Source organism: Candidatus Bathyarchaeia archaeon, assembly GCA_038882715.1.
Taxonomy (GTDB): Archaea; Thermoproteota; Bathyarchaeia; order Bathyarchaeales; family DTEX01; genus DTEX01.
Genome location: JAVZNR010000010.1, coordinates 18,898 through 37,817 on the forward strand (window position 1 = coordinate 18,898; position 18,920 = coordinate 37,817).

The following is an 18,920-nucleotide window of genomic DNA, read 5'->3' on the forward strand; positions in this document are numbered from 1 at the left end:
CCTCCATGTATAGCGGTTATTTCTGGCTGGTCTCCGCGGTTTCCTCCTTTCTTTCCTCTATGGGTACACCCGGATTTAAAACGTGGATGCCCATCTCCTTCGCACCTCTAAGTATTTCAGCCCTCTTTTTAGCGCCAACGGTATGAGCTATCCTTGCGGCTTCAGTTTCAGGATTTATTTTACTTAAATCATTAACGTTATAGACGATAACTTCCCTATAAGCTGATGGATGCAAACCTTTGGCAGCCTTCGGGCCACCGTAACCAATTTTAACTTTAGCCGGCCATCCCTTAACTTCTTTACGCATCTTGCTGTCTATGCCTTTTGGCTTCCTCCAGCTCTCGTCGACGCGGCCGTATCGCCAGCTCTCTTGCCTGATAAAATCTGGCTTCTTCCTCTTTATTTTCTCCCTTAACTCAACGCTATCCTTCAGCTTTTCTAGGCCTTCGCTTCTTGCCGTCAAGCAACTAAACCCTCCAGCCTCTCATAAACATATATGCCGTCTAAAAATCTACGCGGGTCTCTATCTTTTATTCTTGTCGCCTGCTCTATGTTGGCAGCTGTTTGGCTAACCTCCTCCAGATTTATTCCCTGAACAATCACATCGTCTCCCTTAACAGTAACCTTAGCTTTACCAACTATCTTCGCAACCCTTGGGGTTCTCTCACCCATAAAGTTCTCTATTAAAACTTTGTCTCCGCTAACCTTTACGGATACTGGAAAGTGAGCGTAGACAACTTTAAGTTTATAGGTGAAGCCCTTTGTTACGCCCCTAATCATATTTCTAATATGTGCGGCAACTGTTCCAACATGGGCTTTCTCCCTCCTTTTAGGCCAGAGGGCTGAGACCTCAACCTCATCTCCTACAACACTTATCGACACTGGATAGCCTGAAAAGTCTCTGGAGAGATGACCTAACGGCCCGCTTACTTCCACTAGCATCTTGTTTACGCTTACCTTAACCCCTTCTGGAATCTTAACTTTTCTAGTCTCCCTCTTAACCTCTTCAATCTCCTGTACCTGCATCCCAATCCACCCATCTCAGTAAACGTAAGCTAAAAGTTTTCCTCCGATACCCTTTTTCCTCACCTCTAGATGGGACATGACGCCCTCCGGCGTAGAAACCACCAAAATCCCAATATCCCTAGCAGGGAGATAATTTTTCTCCCACTTCTCAATATCTTTAACCTTAAAAGAGTATCTGGGCCTTATGGCTCCACACTTATTTATCCTGCCTAAAAGCTGAACCCTAAACTTCCCGGTTCTACCATCATCAATAAACTCAAACTCGCCAATGTAGCCATGCATCTGCATAACCCTGAGAACATTACCCAGTAGCTTAGAAGCTGGCATTATATAGCATTCCTTTTTTCGCCTCAACTCATTATTGTAAATCGTGGTTAAGCCATTCGCTATAGTATCCATGTTCATTCACGCTCACCTCTAATTATACTTCTTGAAGCCTAGCTTTTCAGCCACCTCTCTAAAACATTGGCGGCAGAGCATTAAACCATACTTTCTTATAATTGGCCCGTAGGATCCGCATCTCCTACACGGCCTGCTACCCTTACCAATTTTCCTTACTTTCCTCTGATTTTTCTCGCTCATTCTTTACGCTTCCCCCTCTTTTTCACCTTCTTCTCTTCCGTCAATTCAACGCCGAACTCCTCTTTCATGAACGCCATGGCTTCCTCAGCTGTTACCCTATGTTTTGCACCAACTTTGGATCTTGCACGCCTCCTATATTTAACTCTATAGCCGGGCCTGCATAAAGATACACATATGTCCATACCTATTATGCCGAGCTCCGGAGAATACTTTGTTCCAGGTATATCGATATGTTCGCTTATGCCGAACGCGAAGTTTCCAAAATTGTCAAATGAGCTTACCGGAATCCTATTGTCGACAGCCTCCAAAACTCTCTTCAGAAATTCCACGGCTTTCTCCCCCCTCAGAGTTACTAGACATGCTATTGGCTCCTTTCGCCTTATACCGAAATCCCTAATGGTCTTCTTAGCTCTCCTAAAACATGGCTTCTGACCGGTTAATTCCTCAAGCAACTTCATGGCTTTCTCCAGCGGTTCACCGGACTTTCCAACACAGCAATTAACAACAACCTTCTCAATTCTGGGTTTAAGCATAGGGTTCTCTTGCCACTTAACCTTAAAGTTCTCGTTCTGCTCAGCTGCTAGCATACGCCTCTTCCTCCACCTCTTCGCTTGGCAATGATATTTTTGCCTCTCTGTCGCCTATGACGAACAAGTAATCTAAAACTGTGGAGTAAACGCCTCCTTTATTATCCTCTATCGTCACGAGACTTTTACGCTTCTTTTGCCCCCTAATTTCCTCAATAGATTTAATAACCCCGTATTTCCCTATGTTTTCCCCATCTATAATTATGCCCATCATGCCTTCTTCTAGCCTTAAATGCTCAAGGATCTCTTGGTTGGGCAGCCCTATTCTCAATGTATCAAGAGTTCTATAAGCATTCCCAGCGGGCTTGCTCGGATCCTCACTGCGTATCAATATGTTTCTTCCATCATGAAGATTAAGTTGAATATGCCCGCCATCAACGGTTGTCTTATCCTCAATCCTGCAGATCTTATAGCTCGCCTCTTCAAAACCTATTTTATGAAGAATTAAACCCTTTCTAGACGGAAGAACCCTATAATAAGCTTTAATCTCAGGGATCGAGACAACATCCATTAATCCAACGGGAAAATGCTCATCACACCTAACCTTTCCGTCAACTAGAACTCTCCCCTGAGCAATAATCTTCTTCGCTTCCCTCATTGTCTCAGCTAAACCTAAAAGATCCCTAATAATTATTCCTAGAGGGATGCAGCGCTCAATAGGGTGAGGGCCTGGGCTAGGTTTAACGGCCCAAACATACTTCTTCCTATGTATGGGCCAGAATGCCGGGGTTGCTTCCCGCTTAAGATGCCTGCTTCCACCCATCTTACCCATCTTTACACACCTTTAACCTCGCTTACAGGCGTTTCCTCAGGCTTTTTAGCTTCCTCAATAAAGCCTCTCCTCTCTAATATTCTTTTCCTAAACTTATCGTCTAGATTCAAGCGTATAATCTCAACGTTAGATGGATGGATCGGAGCGAAGATGGTTGTTCCATCGGCTTTCTGACGGGTTATACCCTCAATAAATATATGATACTTTTTTCTATCAACCCTCACAACTTTCCCCTCAACCCCTTTATAGTCCCCTCTAAGAACTCTAACAGTGTCCCCCTTCCTAATTGGAAGAGACCTTGTGCCATACGTTTCTCTGAGATCGCTTGATAGGTGAGCCGAAAGGATTTTTCCACGGATATGGTTGGGCGCTTGAAAAAGCCTTTTCCTCTGCTTACCCGGCTTAATCGTTTTACTCCTCATTAATAATCCCCCTATATTATTATGCTCGCCGCGCTAGCTATCCTCGGCCACCTTTCCGCAGCCTCTCTAGCCACCGGGCCGCGGATCTCCGACCCACGCATCTCACCTTCAGGCGTTATAATAACCGCGGCGTTATCCTCGAACTGAACCCATATTCCCTCTGGGCGCCTGTAAGGCTTCCTTTGCCTAACTATCACGGCATGGAATATTTTTTTACGCATGTCCGGAGTGCCCTTTCTAACGGAAACCACCACAATGTCTCCTACAGCGGCAGCCGGGGCTCTTCTATGTCTTCCCTTATATCCGATGACTTGAACTAACCTGAGCTCCTTGGCTCCAGAATTATCAGTGCACTTGATTATTGAGCCTGCATTTATCCCCTTACTTATCCTAGTTTTAGGTTTTCCAACACCTTTAGCCTGTAAGCCTCTGGTTTTAGCTTTTGCCGCCATTCTAAGTCACCTCTTTCTGACCTATTTTCTCCACCACAACGAATGAGACTGTCTTGCTTATTGGTCTGCATTCGGCTATTCTCACAACATCGTTTTCCGTCGCATTTATGCATGGAGGGTTGTGGGCCGGTATCCGGTTTTGTCTCCGCTCATAGCGCTTAAATTTCGGCACATAATACACGTAGTCTCGTCTAACTATAACCGTTTTCTCCATTTTGGCGCTGACAACAACACCCTCAAGTATCCTACCCCTAATCTTAAGCGAGCCGTGGAATGGGCAGTTTTCATCATCGCATGTCTTCTCAGGAGGCTTAATAGTGTACGACATCACCAACGTCTCCTAACTATTTTCTTAACCCTATCTTCAGGCCGTCCAATTAAAACTTTACCATCAATCTCGATAACAGTCTTATCAGGTAAGGTAAAGTGAAAGATGCAATTCTCCTTAATTAAAATCTTTTCCTCATTATTTTTGCAGAGGATTTTAAACGTGTTTTTGGTTTCATCAATCACTTTGCCGCGTAAACCAACATAAGAAGGATTTGTGCTCTTAACGACTCTAACATTCAAACCAATAAACTCGTCTTGAAGTATGTGAGATAAATCCCTCATTTAGATCCTCTATCCTCCTCATTGTTGACAGTTAATATGCGAGCTATTGTCCGCTTAATCTCCCTAATTCTAGCCGGCTTTTCAATAGCCCCACCAGCCTTAACCATGGTCCTCAACCTAGCCAGCTCAGCGCGCAGCTCATTTAGCCTCCTTTCGCGCTCCTCACGGGTCATGCGCCTAATCTCTTTGACTCTGAGAATCGCCATCTTAATTATCCCCCTGACTTGGCTACGTCGGCTTCGCCTTCAGCGGCAGTTTCCTCAATAAGCTCCACTTCATCTGGGAATTTTGCTTCCGGTGAAACTATGGTGACCTGAACCCCGAATATTCCGGGCTTCAAATAAACATGTGTGACGGCTCTTCTAACATATTTCATCGCCGGCTCCCCGCTCTTAGGTATATATCCATCCCTAAACTTCTCGGCTCTAGCCCTCTCAGTTCTAAGCTTGCCACTTATAGTTATCTCAGCGCCTAGAGCGCCGGCGCCCATTATCTGATTTAACGCCCAGAAGCCAACCCTCCTAAAGTGGATTCCACGCCTCAAGGCAGCAGCTATCCTAGATGCCATAACATGAGGATTCAGCTCCGGAACCTCTATTTCAGCAACCGATATCTGCGGGTTTGGAAGATTAAATTTCTCCTCCAAAATCTTAGCCAGATTCCTTATTGTTTCGCCTCCGCGCCCTATTATAAGCCCTGGGCGCACAGCGTATATGACCACGTTTGTGCCGAGGGGTGTCTTAGTTATATTGACTCCGCCGTAACCCGCCCTCTCGAACTCTTTCCAAAGGAACTCGTCTATTTCGGCTTTTCTAATAGACTCGCTTATAAAATGCTTAACATAAGACATGCCTATCCCTCTTTCACTTGTTCAAGAACTATTTCAACATGGCATAGGGTCTCAAACTTCGGCGTGGCTCTGCCGAATGCCCGCGGAATATATCTCCTTATTTTAGCGCCGGGATACGCTGACGCATGAATTATCTTAAGTTTCTCCACATCAAACCCCTTGTATTCGGCGTTCGCCTCAGCGTTCTCAAGAACCTCAAGTATCCTTGAGGCAGCCTTAACCGGGTATCTCCCAGCTCCGCTTAACCCCCTTCTATGCGGAAGCTTCTTCTTGTAGCGCCTATACGGGACAGCTTTCTTCTTCGCTATAACTTGGCTTAAGTATTCTTTTGCCTCATCGAGCATCATATCTTTTATCGCTGCGCAGATCTCTCTGGCAGCTTTAGGCGATATTCTAAGCTCTCTTCCGCTCGCCCTAACCATCGTATCCGGGTTGTAAACGGTTACTGAGTATCCCCACTCCGGCAAATATACTTCACCATGTTATTAGTGAAAGAGAAAATGCAACAGTTATTTATAAGAATTTTTCTCTTAACACCAAAATAAAACGCTTAGACCCTTTGGTGTCGGCGCCCTTCTTTCTCCTATCTATCCGCCGCCGATCACAGTCATAAGCGCCAGTGTGTCTCCATCCCTAAGGCTTATGCGTCCAATGTTCGCTAAGTTCACCGCGGAGCCGTTTAAGGTTATTAGTAGGGTTGGGTCTACGGGGTTTTCGCCTACACCGCTGATCAAATCCTTGATTGCCTTATGGGATTCAGCTATCTCTGCGAGCAGATCCTTGAGCGAAGCGCCCTCAGATAGGTCATACTCTTCCTCGCCCTTACCAACCTTGTGTCTGGCGACACCTAGGTAAATAACTTTAACCCTCATGAACCCTCAAAAAGGATATACGGGGTAATTGATTTAAACTTTGCTAGTCTCTTAGGTTTTAAATTTTCCTTTTAGAATCCTTCTTCTGATTCTGAGGAAAAGTTAAAGGAAAATGTATATCATCTTTTTATATCCCGGTGAGATTAATTCTGTTGGTTATCTTAAGAGGTATAAGTGTTGTCCGGTGAGGTAAATATTGGCTCCAGTATCGATTACTCAGACTTCATGTTTGAGAATAGCCTAGTTACGGTTGTCGCCGTCAAGAGTTCGCCTAAAATTGACCTTGTGGGTTTTTCAGTTGGACCGTTTGAGGAGGGGCAGGAATACGAGGTTAGGCTCTGGGTTGCCAAAGAGCTTGAGAGGGATGGCGTAGTTAGAGTTAGGGAAGGCGAGTTGGATGCCGCTAAGCTTTATAAGATTCAGTGGACTGAACGCATACAGTCTGTTGGGCAGCTGGCAACGCTTCCAGAAGACTTTTATCCTAGGCTCAGACGCTTAATTAATGATCTTAAGGCCGCTTCAAGGACAAGCCCTGAGAAAATGAGAGAATATGAGTATGTTCAAAACCTGGCGCAGGACATAGTTAACTGCAGGCTCAGGAAAATCGTATCATTAGCTTCTATTTCAACGCAGGAGGGGCAGACCCCTAAAAACCTTACCCTTGAGGAGAAGAGCCTTTTCGATAGCATACGCCAGATCGTTAACGAATGGGTGTCGAAGATAATATAGCACCTCACATGGGGGTGTACGCTCATGACGGAGCTCGTGGTTGAGAATCCGCTTGAAAAATTCGGCTCATTGTTTAAGACCGCTAAGTATCGCCAGAGAGTCGCCCAAATGGCTCTCAGCGCCTCCACATCGCTAACCCTAGACTTCGAAGACCTCCTCGTTGTCGATCCACGCCTCGCAGACGGCATACTTGAGAAGCCTCAGGAATACCTTAGCTACGCTAATAGCGCGGCTCTCGGCCAGCTGCAGATAGAGGTTCCCGAATACGCTGAGAGGATTAAAGAGACCGGCATAACGGTTAGGGTGCGCGGGCTACCACACATAACGCCGCTGCGTAGGCTTGGATCCGAGCATATTGGCAGGCTCGTTATGGTTGAAGGCATAATAATGCGCGCGTCAACGGTTAGGCCAATAGTCACCATGGCTGCTTTCAGATGTAAGAGATGTGATACAGAGGTTTATGTCCCGCAGAGCGGCGCCTTCCTAACGCTTCCAATCAAGTGCAGTAATAGGGCCTGCGGTAAAGGCGGACCATTCGAGTTTATTCCCGAAAAGTCTAAGTTTATTGATTACCAGGAGCTGAGGATTCAAGAGTACCCCGAGGATATTCCTCCGGGCCAGACTCCCCGCTCCCTAGACATTAGGGTTATCGGCAAAGATATAGTTGACACAGCTAGGCCGGGAGACAGGGTCTACGTTGTCGGAATAGTTAGCGCCGAGGCCACTTCCTATCCCAGAACCGGTAAGAGCAGGGCTTTCACGCTTTACCTTGACGCGAACTATATTGACGCTGCGGGAAGAGAACCCGAATCCCTACTTATAAGTCCTGAAGAGGAGGAGCAGATAATCAGGCTTGCTAAGGATCCGAAGATTCACGAGAAAATAATTCGGTCTGTGGCCCCATCAATATACGGCTATGAGCATATTAAGGAGGCGATAATGTACCTCCTGTTCGGCGGGGTACCCAAACACCTGCCGGACATAAACGTTAGAGGCGACATACATGTGCTCCTCGTAGGCGATCCCGGAACAGCGAAATCGCAGCTACTGCGGTACGTTCAGAGGATTGCGCCTAGAGGTCTATACACCAGCGGTAGGGGTACGACTGCTGCGGGCTTGACGGCGGCTGTTTTACCGTCTCCAACGGGCGGCATGACCCTTGAGGCCGGAGCCCTTGTTTTAGCCGATAAGGGCGTCGCCTGCATAGATGAGATCGATAAGATGAGGAATGAGGATAGGGTTGCCATACATGAGGCTATGGAGCAGCAGACGGTTTCAGTGGCTAAGGGCGGCATAGTTGCCACGCTGAATGCTCGGACAGCCATCTTGGCGGCGGCCAACCCGGCCCTTGGGAGATACGACCCATATAGGACTGTTGCGGAAAATATCTCTTTGCCCGTAACTATCCTGTCGAGGTTCGACCTAATATTTGTCTTAAGGGATGTTCCGGACAAGGATTTCGATTCAAGGATGAGCGAACATATGCTTAAACTGCATGTTAAGGAGGCGCCTCCAGTTGAGCCGCCTATCCCACCGGAGCTGCTTAGAAAATATGTTGCGTATGCGAGAAATAATGTTAGGCCGATTTTAACTCCTGAAGCCATGGAGCGTCTCAAAGAGTTTTATTTGGAGATGCGTTCGGCGAGCGAGGGTGAAGGTTCACCGATAGCCATAACAGCCCGCCAGCTCGAAGCGCTAGTTAGGATCGCTGAGGCTAGGGCCCGCGCGGCGCTTAGAAACGTTGTTTTGCCTGAGGATGCTGAGGCCGCCATAAATATTATGAGGAGGTCGCTTGAGGAGGTTGGCATAGATGTTTCCTCGAAAAAGTTTGATATAGACATTATTATGGTTGGTAAGCCTAGAAGCGTTCAGGATAAGCTGCGCGTTATACTCAGCACAATCGTTGACATGGAGAAGGAGTCCGGCATGGTTAATAGGGCTGATCTCCTTGAGAGGCTGAGCAGCGAGTACGGTATAGCTAGAAGCGAAGCGGAAAAGCTAATACAGCAGATGATACGTGAAGGAACATTATATGAGCCTAGGGCAGGATACTTAAAGAAGACTTAGCGGTAAAGGTTTCAGCCTTGCTGGTTGAAGATCTAAATATTCATCCTGAAGTGAAGAGGGTTCTTGCGGAGGAAGGTATAAGGGAGCTTTTCCCACCCCAGGCCGACGCCATAAAGGCTGGAGCCCTTGAGGGACGAAACCTCCTCCTAGCCAGCCCAACGGCCTCAGGCAAAACTTTGGTTGCTGAACTATGCGCGCTTAAACATGTGCTGGAGAATAATGGTAAAGTTCTGTATTTGGCGCCGTTGAAGGCTTTGGCGAACGAAAAGTATGAGGAGTTTAAGAAGTATAGCGTTATCCGTAAGCCCGACGGTGGACATGTGAGCGTAGGCATAAGCACAGGGGACTTTGATAGCAGCGACCCTTGGCTTGGAAGATTCGATATCATTGTGACAACGAACGAGAAGTGCGATTCGCTTTTAAGGCATAGGGCTCCATGGATAAGCGAAATATCCCTTGTGGTTGCGGATGAGGTTCACCTGCTTAACGATGTTGAAAGAGGGCCGACGCTTGAGGTTGTCTTAGCTAGGCTTATGCAGCTCAACCCGAACATACAGGTGCTGGCTTTAAGCGCAACCGTCAAAAACTACGATGAGATAGCGGAGTGGCTTGGCGCCAAGGCGATAACGACTGAATGGAGGCCGGTTAAGCTCCGCGAGGGGGTTCTCCTAGACGATGAGATACAGTTTAGGGATGGGGGCTCGATTAAAGTAAACCGCTTGGTTAAAGATCTATCGATAAATCTTGCGCTGCACGCCGTCAAGCAGGGTGGACAGGCCCTTATATTTGCGTCTTCGAGGAAGAACGCTGTAAACCTCTCTAGGAAGGCTGCCCCTGAAGTGGGCGCCTTGCTCTCTAAGTCGCTTAAGCGCTCGCTGGACAATATAGCTGAGGAGATCCTGTCGTCCGGCGAGAGGACTAGGCTAAGCGATCTTCTAGCCGAGCTCGTTAGAAACGGGGTTGCGTTCCATCACGCTGGCCTATCGGGGATACACCGGAAAATCATCGAGGATTCTTTTCGCGATGGGAAGATTAAGGTTTTGACGGCTACTCCAACATTGGCTTTCGGCGTTAATCTTCCGGCCAGAATGGTGATTATAAGCGATTATAGGCGCTATGAGCCGGGCTACGGCTACTACCCCATATCCGTCCTAGAGTATAAGCAGATGGTTGGGCGCGCTGGCAGACCTAAATACGATGATGTTGGCGAGGCGGTTCTTGTGGCGAGAACCGAGGAGGAGCGCGACTATCTAATGGAGAGCTTTGTTTTAGCTAAGCCTGAGCGGATATGGTCTAAGCTCGGCGTCGAACGGGTTTTAAGGAGCCATGTTTTGGCTACGATAGCGTCCGAGTTCGCCTACTCGGAGCAGGGCGTATACGACTTCTTCTCTAAGACGCTTTACGCCTACCAATATGATATCGGCGCCATTAAGGGCACAATAAACAGGATCTTAAGGTTCCTTTACGATGAGGGCATGATAAAGTATGAGGGCGGCTTCATCCGCGCAACCGAGTTCGGCGCAAGGGTCTCGCAGCTATATATTGACCCGGTTTCAGCCATAATAATCCGCGACGCGCTTAAGGGGAGGGCGCCGAAGCTAGCGGACATTAGCTTCCTCCACATGGTATCGCGTACGCCTGATATGGCTCCCAGGCTTAGGCCGGCTTCTAGCGAGATCGATAAGATCGCGCTCTTCGTTGAGGAGCATAGGGATGAATTCATGTTCGATGTTCCGGACGAGTGGGCTGATCGAATAGAGTTCGAGGAGTTTCTGGGCGAGGTTAAAACAGCCCTAGTCTTAAATGCTTGGATAGAGGAGTACAGCGAGGATCAGATAATTGAGTTTTTCGGGGTTGAGCCCGGAGACCTCTACCATTTAACCGAGACCGCTAAATGGCTCCTCTACGCATCATATGAGCTGGCGAAGCTGCTCGGCCATAGGGATCTACTCTCTAAGCTGGCTGAGCTGATGGAGCGCGTTGAGCATGGCGTGAGAGCCGAGCTGCTTCCGCTGGTTAGGCTTGAGGGCGTAGGCCGGGTTAGGGCGCGCATACTTTACAATGCTGGGTTGAGAACAATCGAAGATCTTAGAAAGGCATCTGTAGAGAATCTTATGTCGCTGCCGTACATAGGTCCAAAGATAGCGAAGAAGATAAAGGAGCAGGTTGGCGGAACACTAACGCAGGAAGAGTGGCGGAAGCTGACCCAAGCGGCTAGTAGGCAGGAGCAGCAGCCGCTGACAGAGTATTATGGCAAAAGCTAGGTGACATTGTGTAAGGTTTTTTGTGGCGGCTCTCTAAGTTAAGCAGAGATAAAAAAGGAAAAAGGAGAGGAAGGAATATTTAGTGTCTCTTTGTTTTCAATAGCAGTTTTGTTGAAGCTAAGATTGTTGCGGCGAGAATAATGACGATGATGGGTTCGGTTATTATTGTTGTTTCCGGAGCGTTAAAACTTGAGCTAACGATTATTTCGCCGCCTACCGGAATCTTCTCTACTACTGTTACTGGTGTTTCGGTGGTGCATGTGTTATCATTGGTATCTATCTCGTCATTTACGGGTAATGCTCGAACCTCAATCCAGTATGTTCCGGGATCCACGTCGCTGGTGTCCCAAATAAACTCTGGTGTCGCTTCCTCTCCTGGTTCCAAGGTCATTGTTTGGTCGGAGCCTATTTGTATGGGTGGTGTGAGCGGTGTTCCATAGTAGCATCTTACTGTGAATGTCTCGGTTTTGCTTCCATCGTTTCTTATAACTGCTGTAATTTTCACTATCCCCCCTCTTATTACGCTAGTCACATCGGTGCTTTGGCGTACAGCCACAATGTCGTGAACCTGAACCTCTATTGTAGTCGCTGCTGTGCAGTTGTTGTTTTCTTCATAGGTTTCAGGCAATTCCCTGCCGGAATCGGCCATGGCGCGAATATAATAGGTTCCCGGCGGAACTCCACTCGTGTTCCACGCAAACCTTATGGTGGTTCCTTCATTTTCTCCAAGGCTGTAGACTCTGATTGTGTGTACTGGCTCTATTTTCATCCATGTTGTTTGGTCTGGGCTATAGAAGAGCGTTACATTGAATGTTTCAGCATAATAGTTTCCGCTATTCTTTACAACCACGTCTATTCCAATGGTCTCCCCCTGAATCACGGTATACTTCGCTGGGGTCTGGCTGATAGCCTCAACATCTCTAGTATACGCATAAACCGTAACATTAAGATCGGCAGTATCTGATACAGTTGTATACTCCTTGGTTCTGCCGACGGCTGTAAGGTTCTGACCAAGATTAAGTATAAAGATTCCAGGTTCATTGGGTGTTAATGTAACGCTAAATGTCAGTGTAGCGTTTTCAGGTGAGTCAAGGTTTGTTATGTTCCAAACTATTACCGGTCTCCCATCGACGGTTCTATATTCGGCGTCTCCTTTGCTTGGGGTCTCGAGACTTACGTATGTCACTCCTTCATAGATGTAGTCTGTCACATTAATATTCACCAGTTCGACGTTTCCGGTGTTTATGTTTACTACGAGGATCTTTATCTCATATGTGGTGCTATGGCCTACTATGGCTGGATCTGGTCCATCAACCACTCTAACAAGGGCTTTCTCAACAGATATGCTTGGAGCCTGAGCCGGAGCCACCGTAACGATGGTGGTGGCAGTGCAGTTATTATTCTTCTCATTAAATTCGCTTATCCTTCTAGATGAGTCCGCGAAGGCTTTTATAAAGTATGTTTCAGGAGATACTCCAGCAGTGTTCCAGTCAAAGCTTACTGTTGTTTCGCTGCCTGGATCTAAGCTGTTGACGGTTTTTGTATCTATTGGAGTATTATCGTAGTATACTGTTACGTTGAATGTCTCGGTATAGTTGCCAAAGTTTTTGACTACAACATCGATCCTAACCAATCCACCCTGCTCTACGGTGGTTACATTCGTGGTCTGACTTATTGCGGCGACATCATGAACTTTCACGGTTACAGTAGCCTGAGCCGTACACCAATTGTTCTCCTCATTTATCTCCGCTATCTCGCCAGCAGAATCCGCAAACGCTCTTATTATATAAGTTCCGGGCTCAACGCCAGCGGTGGGGCAATCAAACTCCACAACGGTTGTTGCTCCAGCAGCCAAATTCTCCACTCTTTTAGCGCAAGTCACTTTCGGCCCAAAGTAGACTGTTACATCAAAGGACTCACTGCAAGTCCCACTATTCCTCACCTCAACAGACACTTTTACTGTTTCACCTTGCTCTACTTCGGTTGCATTGGCCTGTTGGCTTACGGCAACTACGTCGTGGACTACTATCCCCCTCTCTTCGTCTGGATGGTCTGTTGTTGGGGCCTGATTTAGATTGGGGTTCTCTTGGTCAGTTGCCCACATCAACCCATAAGAACGTGGATTACCTAGAGAAGCCCAATTCACCATCATATCTGTGTAATTGCCACTTATTCTGAAGTCCGCAATCGTTGGATCGGTTACCTTATAGTTCCTGTAGTCATATTGTTGCCCGGGGCCATACTCATCAAATTTTCCATCACCCTCAATATCCTCTAATAGATAGATTTCACCAATTCCATCATCATCTGTATCTTCTACAAACAGCAGATAGCTTGCGCCAATAATATTTCCTCCACTCATGTAGAGCGGCATTGTGGTGTTAATGAACCACTTATAACGAGCATCACTCACCTTCGTGTCAACCTTCCACTCAGAGCCCCGGCACTCCATAACATTTTAGTCTCAAGTACAAGTAGTCTTCATCGTAATAATAGTACGCTTCCTCCACATCTCTCCAATCATCTTGCGATCCATTCTCATTCTTATCCCAATCAATATAAATCCAATCTGAATCAGAGGACCATGCACTTGCAACATTAGACATCAAGGCAACACCAATTAACAATGCCACAGCAAAAACAAGATACTTTCTTGACATAATATACGTCTCCCTCATACTTACAATAAAAAGTTCACTGCTTCTTTATCTTAAATATTTTATTCAGTTTTACTCTTTAATCTGCACCAAATTATCTGGCTTAAGTGCCCCATAATATGAGCTGGCAAATCATGCGGTTGTAAATTGCTCAGAGTAAAGGGTAAATTTATGTTTTTCAAGCATTATTACTACTTTAGCGTTAAGCGCTGTGTACGGAGGCTGATTAGCCTTGGCGTCTGAGCTGTTTGGCATCGTCGTTAATTACAGGTTGGGGCCTAGAGAGCAGTATCCGCGCGAATGCATACTACAGTTTCCGAATGTTAAGTCGCGTAGCGAGACTAACCAACTAATCGGTCGGAAGGTTGCTTGGACCGACGGAAAGAAGAATACTATTGTCGGCGTCATTGTGGCTCCTCATGGAAATAAGGGTCTTGTGAGGGCTAGGTTTAGGAGGGGGCTGCCGGGCCAAGCCTTGGGAACGCGGGTGAGAATAGTCGGATAGCCGCCAGCCTCAGCCTCCGCTGGATTCGCTGAATTTTCCAAAAATGTTATTTTTTTTATCGTGATGATTATTTTTGGTTTGATGAGGCTTTAGATGCGGGTGGTGTTTTGGAAACCCTTCTATTGAGTGATGACGAGGTTAAAGGGCTTATCTTGATGAGGGATGTTATGGACGCTGTTGAGCTAGCTTTTAGAGAGAAGGGTCTTGGCAGGGTTCAGATGCCGCCGAAAATATACCTGTTTTTCAGCAAATATAATGGTGATCTAAGAGCGATGCCCTCTTACCTAGAGGAGATGAATATAGCCGCTGTTAAGGTCGTGAACGTCCATCCGGAAAATAAGAAGAGGCATGGTCTGCCAACGGTTATGGCCGTAATAATCCTCGTGGATCCTAGAAGCGGCTTCCCATTAGCGATCATGAGCGGAACAACCATAACCAATATGCGCACAGGGGCGGCTGGAGGCATAGCTGCAAAATATCTCGCAAGAAGGAATTCGAGAGTTGTCGGGCTGGTTGGCGCCGGGGTTCAGGCCAAGACGCAGCTGGCAGCTCTCCTAGAGGTTTTTGGCTCCTTTGATGAGGTTAGGGTTTGGAGCAGAAGCGAGGAGACGAAGACAAGGTTTAGAGAGGAGGCTACAGCTAACTACGGGCATTTATGTAGGGTTGTGGCAGCTAAAAGTATTGAGGACGCTGTTAGGGGAGCCGATATAATCGTGACTACGACGCCTTCTAGGGCTCCACTCGTCATGGATGAGTGGGTTCAGCCTGGAGCGCACTTCAACTGCATAGGTGCAGATGCGCCCGGCAAGGAGGAGCTAGACCCATTGATACTTAAGAGGGCTAAAATAGTCGTCGACGACTGGGAGCAAGCATCGCATAGCGGGGAAATAAATGTCCCCTTAAGCATGGGGACAATCTCTAAGGGCGACGTTTGGGCTGAGATTGGAGAAATAGTTGCTGGGTTAAAGCCCGGAAGAATAAGCGAGAGCGAAATAACGGTTTTTGTCTCAACCGGGCTGGCGATACAGGACGCTGTTACAGCAAACATGGTTTATAAAAGAGCCTCGGAGCGAGGAGTTGGTAAAAGAATCAAGTTAGTTTAAGCATCGATACGGTAATCGGCCTAGGTTAGCCTAGAGGGAGAAGAGAGAGGGGAAAAGGGTAGGCTCGTATAGCATGGCGTAATCATCAAAGTTTATCAAAAATGCCTCAATAATTGGAAGCAAGCTGGCTATTTTTTCTAGACGAATCTTAATTGCGATTTTGCCGTCGCTGCATCTAATTACGTAGCTCTCCACAATGTCATTTCTCATCGACTCTTCAATCTAGTTAGTGTAGAGTGTTTTCATTATTCCTCTAGCCAATAGCCTCGCCACTCTAAGCGGCTCCGGTATTGCGCCGTGCAGCGTAAACTTATTGAGTATACCCTTCGCCTCCTCTAACCTCATTCCGTAAAACCTAATGTACACTTCATGCCCGGTATGGAGCTTCACTAGGGTTCTTGGACCATTCCTATGGTAGATTTCTATGCGTTTCTCGCAGTCCTCTGGAAACAGTTCTAGAAAGTATTTGTCTAAGCCCTCGGACTCCTCGTATGTTACGCATATAAGCGGTTTAGCGGTTTCCTCGTAAACCCTCTGTAAGTCAACTACGTTGTACCAGCTTATCACGCAGCCGTTAAGCATTAAAACGTTAATATCGTCTCTCTCCAGAGCCCTATACATACCTATAATCTTCTCGGTTGCATCCATTCCGCCTAAAGTGGCCCTTGAGAAGGTGAAGCCGTCTATTATCCCGTCGCTTCTTGAGACTACGCCGGCGAGGATGGATTTGTCGCTTAACTCTCTAATGAAGCTCTCTGATACGCCGAGCGCTCGGAAGGCTTTCTTATGTATGTGTAGGCGCAAAACTAGTTCCGTCCTCCAGCCCTAGCCATATTATGTGAACACAGATATTAAAGGTATTCTCAGGCTAGCCGATAAAGAGGTCTACGACCTTAAGGTTCTCTGCGTCAATAAGCCCGTAATCCGTTATCTTAAGTTTCGGGACAACGGGTAGCGAGAGAAAGGATAGAGCGGTGAAGGGGCTTTTAATTCTACAGCCCATGTTCGAGGCGGCTTCCTCTAGGGCTTCAGTCCTCTGGGATATCTCTTCGGCTTCTAAGGCAGCCATCAACCCCGCTACTGTGAGCGGAAGCTCAGTGACAACTTTTCCATCCTTAACTACTACTAAGCCTCCGTTAATCTCTTTAAGCCTTAAAATAGCCCTATGGATGTCTCGGACGTCTGCTCCAACAGCGACGATGTTGTGCGAGTCGTGGGCGACCGTTGACGCCATGGCTCCGCTCCTAAGGCCGAAGCCTATCACAAACCCTTTCCCAATCCTCCCTGAGCCCCTGTGCCTCTCAACTACACAGATCTCCAGCATATCGCTATCTGGATCGGGTTTAACCTCGCCCTCAACAACATTCACTTCGCAGTGAGTCTCCTCCGTGTATATTTGGTTTTCAATCAAGCCTATGGCTCTGGCAACCGCTCTCCCATGTTTAATTCTCGGATGCCTAATCTTTAGGTCTTCAACGCTTATTTCCCCAATGTTCACTGAGCCTAGAGCGATTCTCTTAGGCTTCTCCTCCTCAACGTATAGGTATGCGCCTCCTCTAGCCACGACCACACCGTCTATTAGGACGGTTTCAGCCATAAAGTCCCTTAAATTATTCACGATGACGATGTCGGCGGATTTTCCGGGTGAGAGGGCTCCTAGATGCTTTAGCCTAAAGTATTCTGCGGGCTTAAGCGTAACCATTCTGACAGCGTCCACGGGGTCTATGCCCTCCTCAACAGCCCTCCTTAAGCAGTGGTCTACGTGCCCCTCGCGGACTATGTCGCCTGCATGCCTATCATCTGTTACAAGCATGGCTCTTTCGGGGCAGCGTTTAGAAACTATTCCAGCGAGCCTTGATAGGGCTTTTGCCGTTGAGCCTTCACGTATCATGATCCACATTCCAAGCGAGAGCTTCTCTCTGGCTTCTTCTAGGCTTAGGGCTTCGTGATCTGACATGATTCCGGCGAGAGTGTAGGCGCAAAGGACTTCTCCCCTCAGGCCAGGCGCATGCCCATCAATAATCATGTTTCTACAAGCCTCTATCTTATCTAGGATACTTCTATCCCCCTTCACTACGCCCATGTAGTTCATGACTTCACCTAAACCTAGGATGCGTCTAAAACTCTTAAGCACCTTTACTTCCTCTACGCCTATCTCTGCTCCCGATGTTTCGAAGTCCGTTGATGGGACTGATGACGGTATCATAAAGTAGAATTTTAGAGGCGTTTTCTCGGAGTCTTCGAGCATGAATTTTACGCCATCTAAACCTAGAACATTGGCTATTTCATGTGGATCAGCGACAACGCAGCATGTGCCGTGGGGTACAACTGCTCTAGCAAATATTCTAGGGGTCATGAGCGAGCTCTCTATGTGGACGTGTCCATCGATGTAGGCTGGCAGAACATATTTAGATGGGAAATCAAGCCGCTCTTTTGCGGGTTTGGGTTTGACGCCAACGTACACTATTAAGCCGCTCTTTACGCCGATGTAGCCGTCGGAGATGTCTCCGCTGTAGACGTTAACGATTTGGCCGGAGATTAATAAGTCTAGGGGCGAACGCCCTAGGCAAGCGTCTATAAGTTCCTTCATCGCCGTTTGTCTCCTAGGGGATGGTTAAGCGCGCGGAAACGCTGTTTGCTTTCGCTTTAGGGTTCTAGGGTGAAGTAGACGCGCTTGTTCAGCCTGCCCTTGCTCTCAAATTTCAGCAGCTTTATCTGGCCGACCTCTCTTAGGTTTCTGACGTGGGTTCCGCCGTCCGCCTGCCTATCTACGCCGACAACCTCAACAATGCGCAGCTTGGGTATGTTTGGCGGGAAGGCTTCAGCCATCTTAACTACTCCGGGTATTTTTAGGGCTTCTTCTCTGGGCAGCTCGTACCATTTAACCTCTATGTCTTTTCTGAATAGCTCGTTGGCTTTCTCCACGCACTTTATGATGATGTCTTTATCTAGGCGCTCTAGGCTGAAGTCGAAGCGAACCTTATCCTCTTCAATCTGGTTTCCGGTTACGAGGGCGCCTGTCTCGTTGCAGACCAGTGATGCGAAGACGTGGGAGGCTGTGTGGCTGCGCATAAGCCTGTATCGCCTATCCCAATTGATGATGCAGTGGACTTTGTCGCCGGCTTTTAAGCCCTCTCTGTCAACTTCATGTGAGATCTCGTCGCCTATCTTTGTGACGTAGATGACGTTGAAGTTTTCGTCTCCACGTATTATTTTTCCTGTGTCGTGGGGTTGTCCTCCGCCTCTGGGATAGAAGACTGTTTGGTCTAAAATAATGTATTTGCCGTCGGCGACCTTAACCACCGTTGCATCGCATTCCTTAAGGTAGCTATCCTCTAGGTAGAGGGCCTTAGTCAAGTGTTCGCACCCAAAGGAGATTTGTGGTGAAACCTAAATTTATATGTTTAATTTTTTCATCTG

Annotated in this window: 25 protein-coding genes; 5 read left to right on the forward strand and 20 right to left on the reverse strand. The window is 47.3% G+C overall.

Translation table 11 applies throughout. The annotated features are described in order from the left end of the window. Positions 1 to 16 precede the first annotated feature (16 nt). The 14 genes from QXR61_06880 to QXR61_06945 all read right to left on the reverse strand — a co-directional run bounded on the left by QXR61_06880 (position 17) and on the right by QXR61_06945 (position 6,175). The gene (locus QXR61_06880; protein MEM3757668.1) at positions 17 to 463 is read right to left on the reverse strand and encodes a 50S ribosomal protein L32e; all 447 of its coding nucleotides are present in this window, start codon (positions 461 to 463) and stop codon (positions 17 to 19) included. Further along, the gene (locus QXR61_06885; protein MEM3757669.1) at positions 460 to 1,026 is read right to left on the reverse strand and encodes a 50S ribosomal protein L6; all 567 of its coding nucleotides are present in this window, start codon (positions 1,024 to 1,026) and stop codon (positions 460 to 462) included. Before QXR61_06885 ends, QXR61_06880 begins: the two co-directional genes overlap by 4 nt. A 15-nt stretch (positions 1,027 to 1,041) precedes the next feature. Further along, a complete protein-coding gene (locus QXR61_06890; protein MEM3757670.1) occupies positions 1,042 to 1,431 on the reverse strand; it encodes a 30S ribosomal protein S8 in 390 nt (129 codons plus the stop codon). Between the two features lie 12 nt (positions 1,432 to 1,443). Next, positions 1,444 to 1,608 carry a 30S ribosomal protein S14 gene (locus QXR61_06895; protein ID MEM3757671.1) on the reverse strand — a complete coding sequence of 55 codons (165 nt, stop codon included), beginning with the start codon at positions 1,606 to 1,608 and terminating at the stop codon, positions 1,444 to 1,446. Next, positions 1,605 to 2,195, reverse strand: coding sequence for a 50S ribosomal protein L5 (locus QXR61_06900; GenBank protein ID MEM3757672.1), 591 nt, complete (start codon positions 2,193 to 2,195; stop codon positions 1,605 to 1,607). The genes QXR61_06895 and QXR61_06900 overlap by 4 nt, the downstream gene beginning before the upstream one ends. Continuing rightward, entirely contained in the window at positions 2,182 to 2,967 is a 786-nt protein-coding gene (locus QXR61_06905) for a 30S ribosomal protein S4e (GenBank protein ID MEM3757673.1), read from the reverse strand. Before QXR61_06905 ends, QXR61_06900 begins: the two co-directional genes overlap by 14 nt. 2 nt (positions 2,968 to 2,969) lie before the next feature. Further along, positions 2,970 to 3,389 (reverse strand): 50S ribosomal protein L24, encoded by a 420-nt coding sequence (gene rplX, locus QXR61_06910; GenBank protein MEM3757674.1) that lies wholly within the window; start codon positions 3,387 to 3,389, stop codon positions 2,970 to 2,972. Between the two features lie 11 nt (positions 3,390 to 3,400). Continuing rightward, on the reverse strand, positions 3,401 to 3,841 hold the full coding sequence (locus QXR61_06915) for a 50S ribosomal protein L14 (GenBank protein MEM3757675.1): 441 nt from the start codon (positions 3,839 to 3,841) through the stop codon (positions 3,401 to 3,403). 1 nt (position 3,842) lies between these two features. After that, positions 3,843 to 4,169, reverse strand: coding sequence for a 30S ribosomal protein S17 (locus QXR61_06920; GenBank protein MEM3757676.1), 327 nt, complete (start codon positions 4,167 to 4,169; stop codon positions 3,843 to 3,845). After that, entirely contained in the window at positions 4,169 to 4,453 is a 285-nt protein-coding gene (locus QXR61_06925) for a ribonuclease P protein subunit (GenBank protein ID MEM3757677.1), read from the reverse strand. Before QXR61_06925 ends, QXR61_06920 begins: the two co-directional genes overlap by 1 nt. Next, positions 4,450 to 4,659, reverse strand: coding sequence for a 50S ribosomal protein L29 (gene rpmC, locus QXR61_06930; GenBank protein ID MEM3757678.1), 210 nt, complete (start codon positions 4,657 to 4,659; stop codon positions 4,450 to 4,452). Before rpmC ends, QXR61_06925 begins: the two co-directional genes overlap by 4 nt. A gap of 5 nt (positions 4,660 to 4,664) precedes the next feature. Further along, the gene (locus QXR61_06935) at positions 4,665 to 5,303 is read right to left on the reverse strand and encodes a 30S ribosomal protein S3 (GenBank protein MEM3757679.1); all 639 of its coding nucleotides are present in this window, start codon (positions 5,301 to 5,303) and stop codon (positions 4,665 to 4,667) included. Positions 5,304 to 5,305: 2 nt separating this feature from the next. Continuing rightward, a complete protein-coding gene (locus QXR61_06940; protein ID MEM3757680.1) occupies positions 5,306 to 5,770 on the reverse strand; it encodes a 50S ribosomal protein L22 in 465 nt (154 codons plus the stop codon). A 120-nt stretch (positions 5,771 to 5,890) separates the two neighbouring features. Further along, entirely contained in the window at positions 5,891 to 6,175 is a 285-nt protein-coding gene (locus tag QXR61_06945) for a MoaD/ThiS family protein (GenBank protein ID MEM3757681.1), read from the reverse strand. A 177-nt stretch (positions 6,176 to 6,352) separates the two neighbouring features. On the opposite strand from QXR61_06945, the gene QXR61_06950 reads away from it, so the two are divergent. The 3 genes from QXR61_06950 to QXR61_06960 are packed head-to-tail and all read left to right on the forward strand — an operon-like array spanning position 6,353 to position 11,235. Continuing rightward, positions 6,353 to 6,904: a hypothetical protein gene (locus QXR61_06950; protein MEM3757682.1), complete on the forward strand. Its 552-nt coding sequence runs from the start codon at positions 6,353 to 6,355 to the stop codon at positions 6,902 to 6,904. 24 nt (positions 6,905 to 6,928) lie between these two features. Further along, positions 6,929 to 8,971 (forward strand): minichromosome maintenance protein MCM, encoded by a 2,043-nt coding sequence (locus QXR61_06955; GenBank protein ID MEM3757683.1) that lies wholly within the window; start codon positions 6,929 to 6,931, stop codon positions 8,969 to 8,971. A 17-nt stretch (positions 8,972 to 8,988) separates the two neighbouring features. Beyond that, positions 8,989 to 11,235: a DEAD/DEAH box helicase gene (locus tag QXR61_06960; protein ID MEM3757684.1), complete on the forward strand. Its 2,247-nt coding sequence runs from the start codon at positions 8,989 to 8,991 to the stop codon at positions 11,233 to 11,235. A 79-nt stretch (positions 11,236 to 11,314) separates the two neighbouring features. Here the strand turns inward: QXR61_06960 and QXR61_06965 are convergent, their stop codons facing one another. Both QXR61_06965 and QXR61_06970 read right to left on the reverse strand, forming a co-directional pair. Beyond that, on the reverse strand, positions 11,315 to 13,687 hold the full coding sequence (locus QXR61_06965; protein ID MEM3757685.1) for a CARDB domain-containing protein: 2,373 nt from the start codon (positions 13,685 to 13,687) through the stop codon (positions 11,315 to 11,317). Continuing rightward, positions 13,668 to 13,841: a hypothetical protein gene (locus QXR61_06970; protein ID MEM3757686.1), complete on the reverse strand. Its 174-nt coding sequence runs from the start codon at positions 13,839 to 13,841 to the stop codon at positions 13,668 to 13,670. The genes QXR61_06965 and QXR61_06970 overlap by 20 nt, the downstream gene beginning before the upstream one ends. 283 nt (positions 13,842 to 14,124) lie before the next feature. Between QXR61_06970 and QXR61_06975 the strand changes: the two genes are divergently transcribed. Further along, on the forward strand, positions 14,125 to 14,397 hold the full coding sequence (locus QXR61_06975) for a 50S ribosomal protein L35ae (protein ID MEM3757687.1): 273 nt from the start codon (positions 14,125 to 14,127) through the stop codon (positions 14,395 to 14,397). 107 nt (positions 14,398 to 14,504) lie between these two features. Beyond that, the gene (gene ala / locus QXR61_06980) at positions 14,505 to 15,500 is read left to right on the forward strand and encodes an alanine dehydrogenase (protein ID MEM3757688.1); all 996 of its coding nucleotides are present in this window, start codon (positions 14,505 to 14,507) and stop codon (positions 15,498 to 15,500) included. A 30-nt stretch (positions 15,501 to 15,530) separates the two neighbouring features. On the opposite strand, the gene QXR61_06985 is transcribed toward ala, so the two are convergent. The 4 genes from QXR61_06985 to alaXM all read right to left on the reverse strand — a co-directional run bounded on the left by QXR61_06985 (position 15,531) and on the right by alaXM (position 18,857). Beyond that, positions 15,531 to 15,710, reverse strand: a complete 180-nt coding sequence (locus QXR61_06985) for a hypothetical protein (protein ID MEM3757689.1) — start codon at positions 15,708 to 15,710, stop codon at positions 15,531 to 15,533. Positions 15,711 to 15,722: 12 nt separating this feature from the next. Beyond that, a complete protein-coding gene (locus tag QXR61_06990) occupies positions 15,723 to 16,304 on the reverse strand; it encodes a DUF99 family protein (protein MEM3757690.1) in 582 nt (193 codons plus the stop codon). A 64-nt stretch (positions 16,305 to 16,368) separates the two neighbouring features. Then, on the reverse strand, positions 16,369 to 18,090 hold the full coding sequence (gene ade / locus QXR61_06995; GenBank protein MEM3757691.1) for an adenine deaminase: 1,722 nt from the start codon (positions 18,088 to 18,090) through the stop codon (positions 16,369 to 16,371). Positions 18,091 to 18,146: 56 nt separating this feature from the next. After that, positions 18,147 to 18,857, reverse strand: a complete 711-nt coding sequence (gene alaXM, locus QXR61_07000) for an alanyl-tRNA editing protein AlaXM (protein ID MEM3757692.1) — start codon at positions 18,855 to 18,857, stop codon at positions 18,147 to 18,149. Positions 18,858 to 18,920 lie beyond the last annotated feature (63 nt).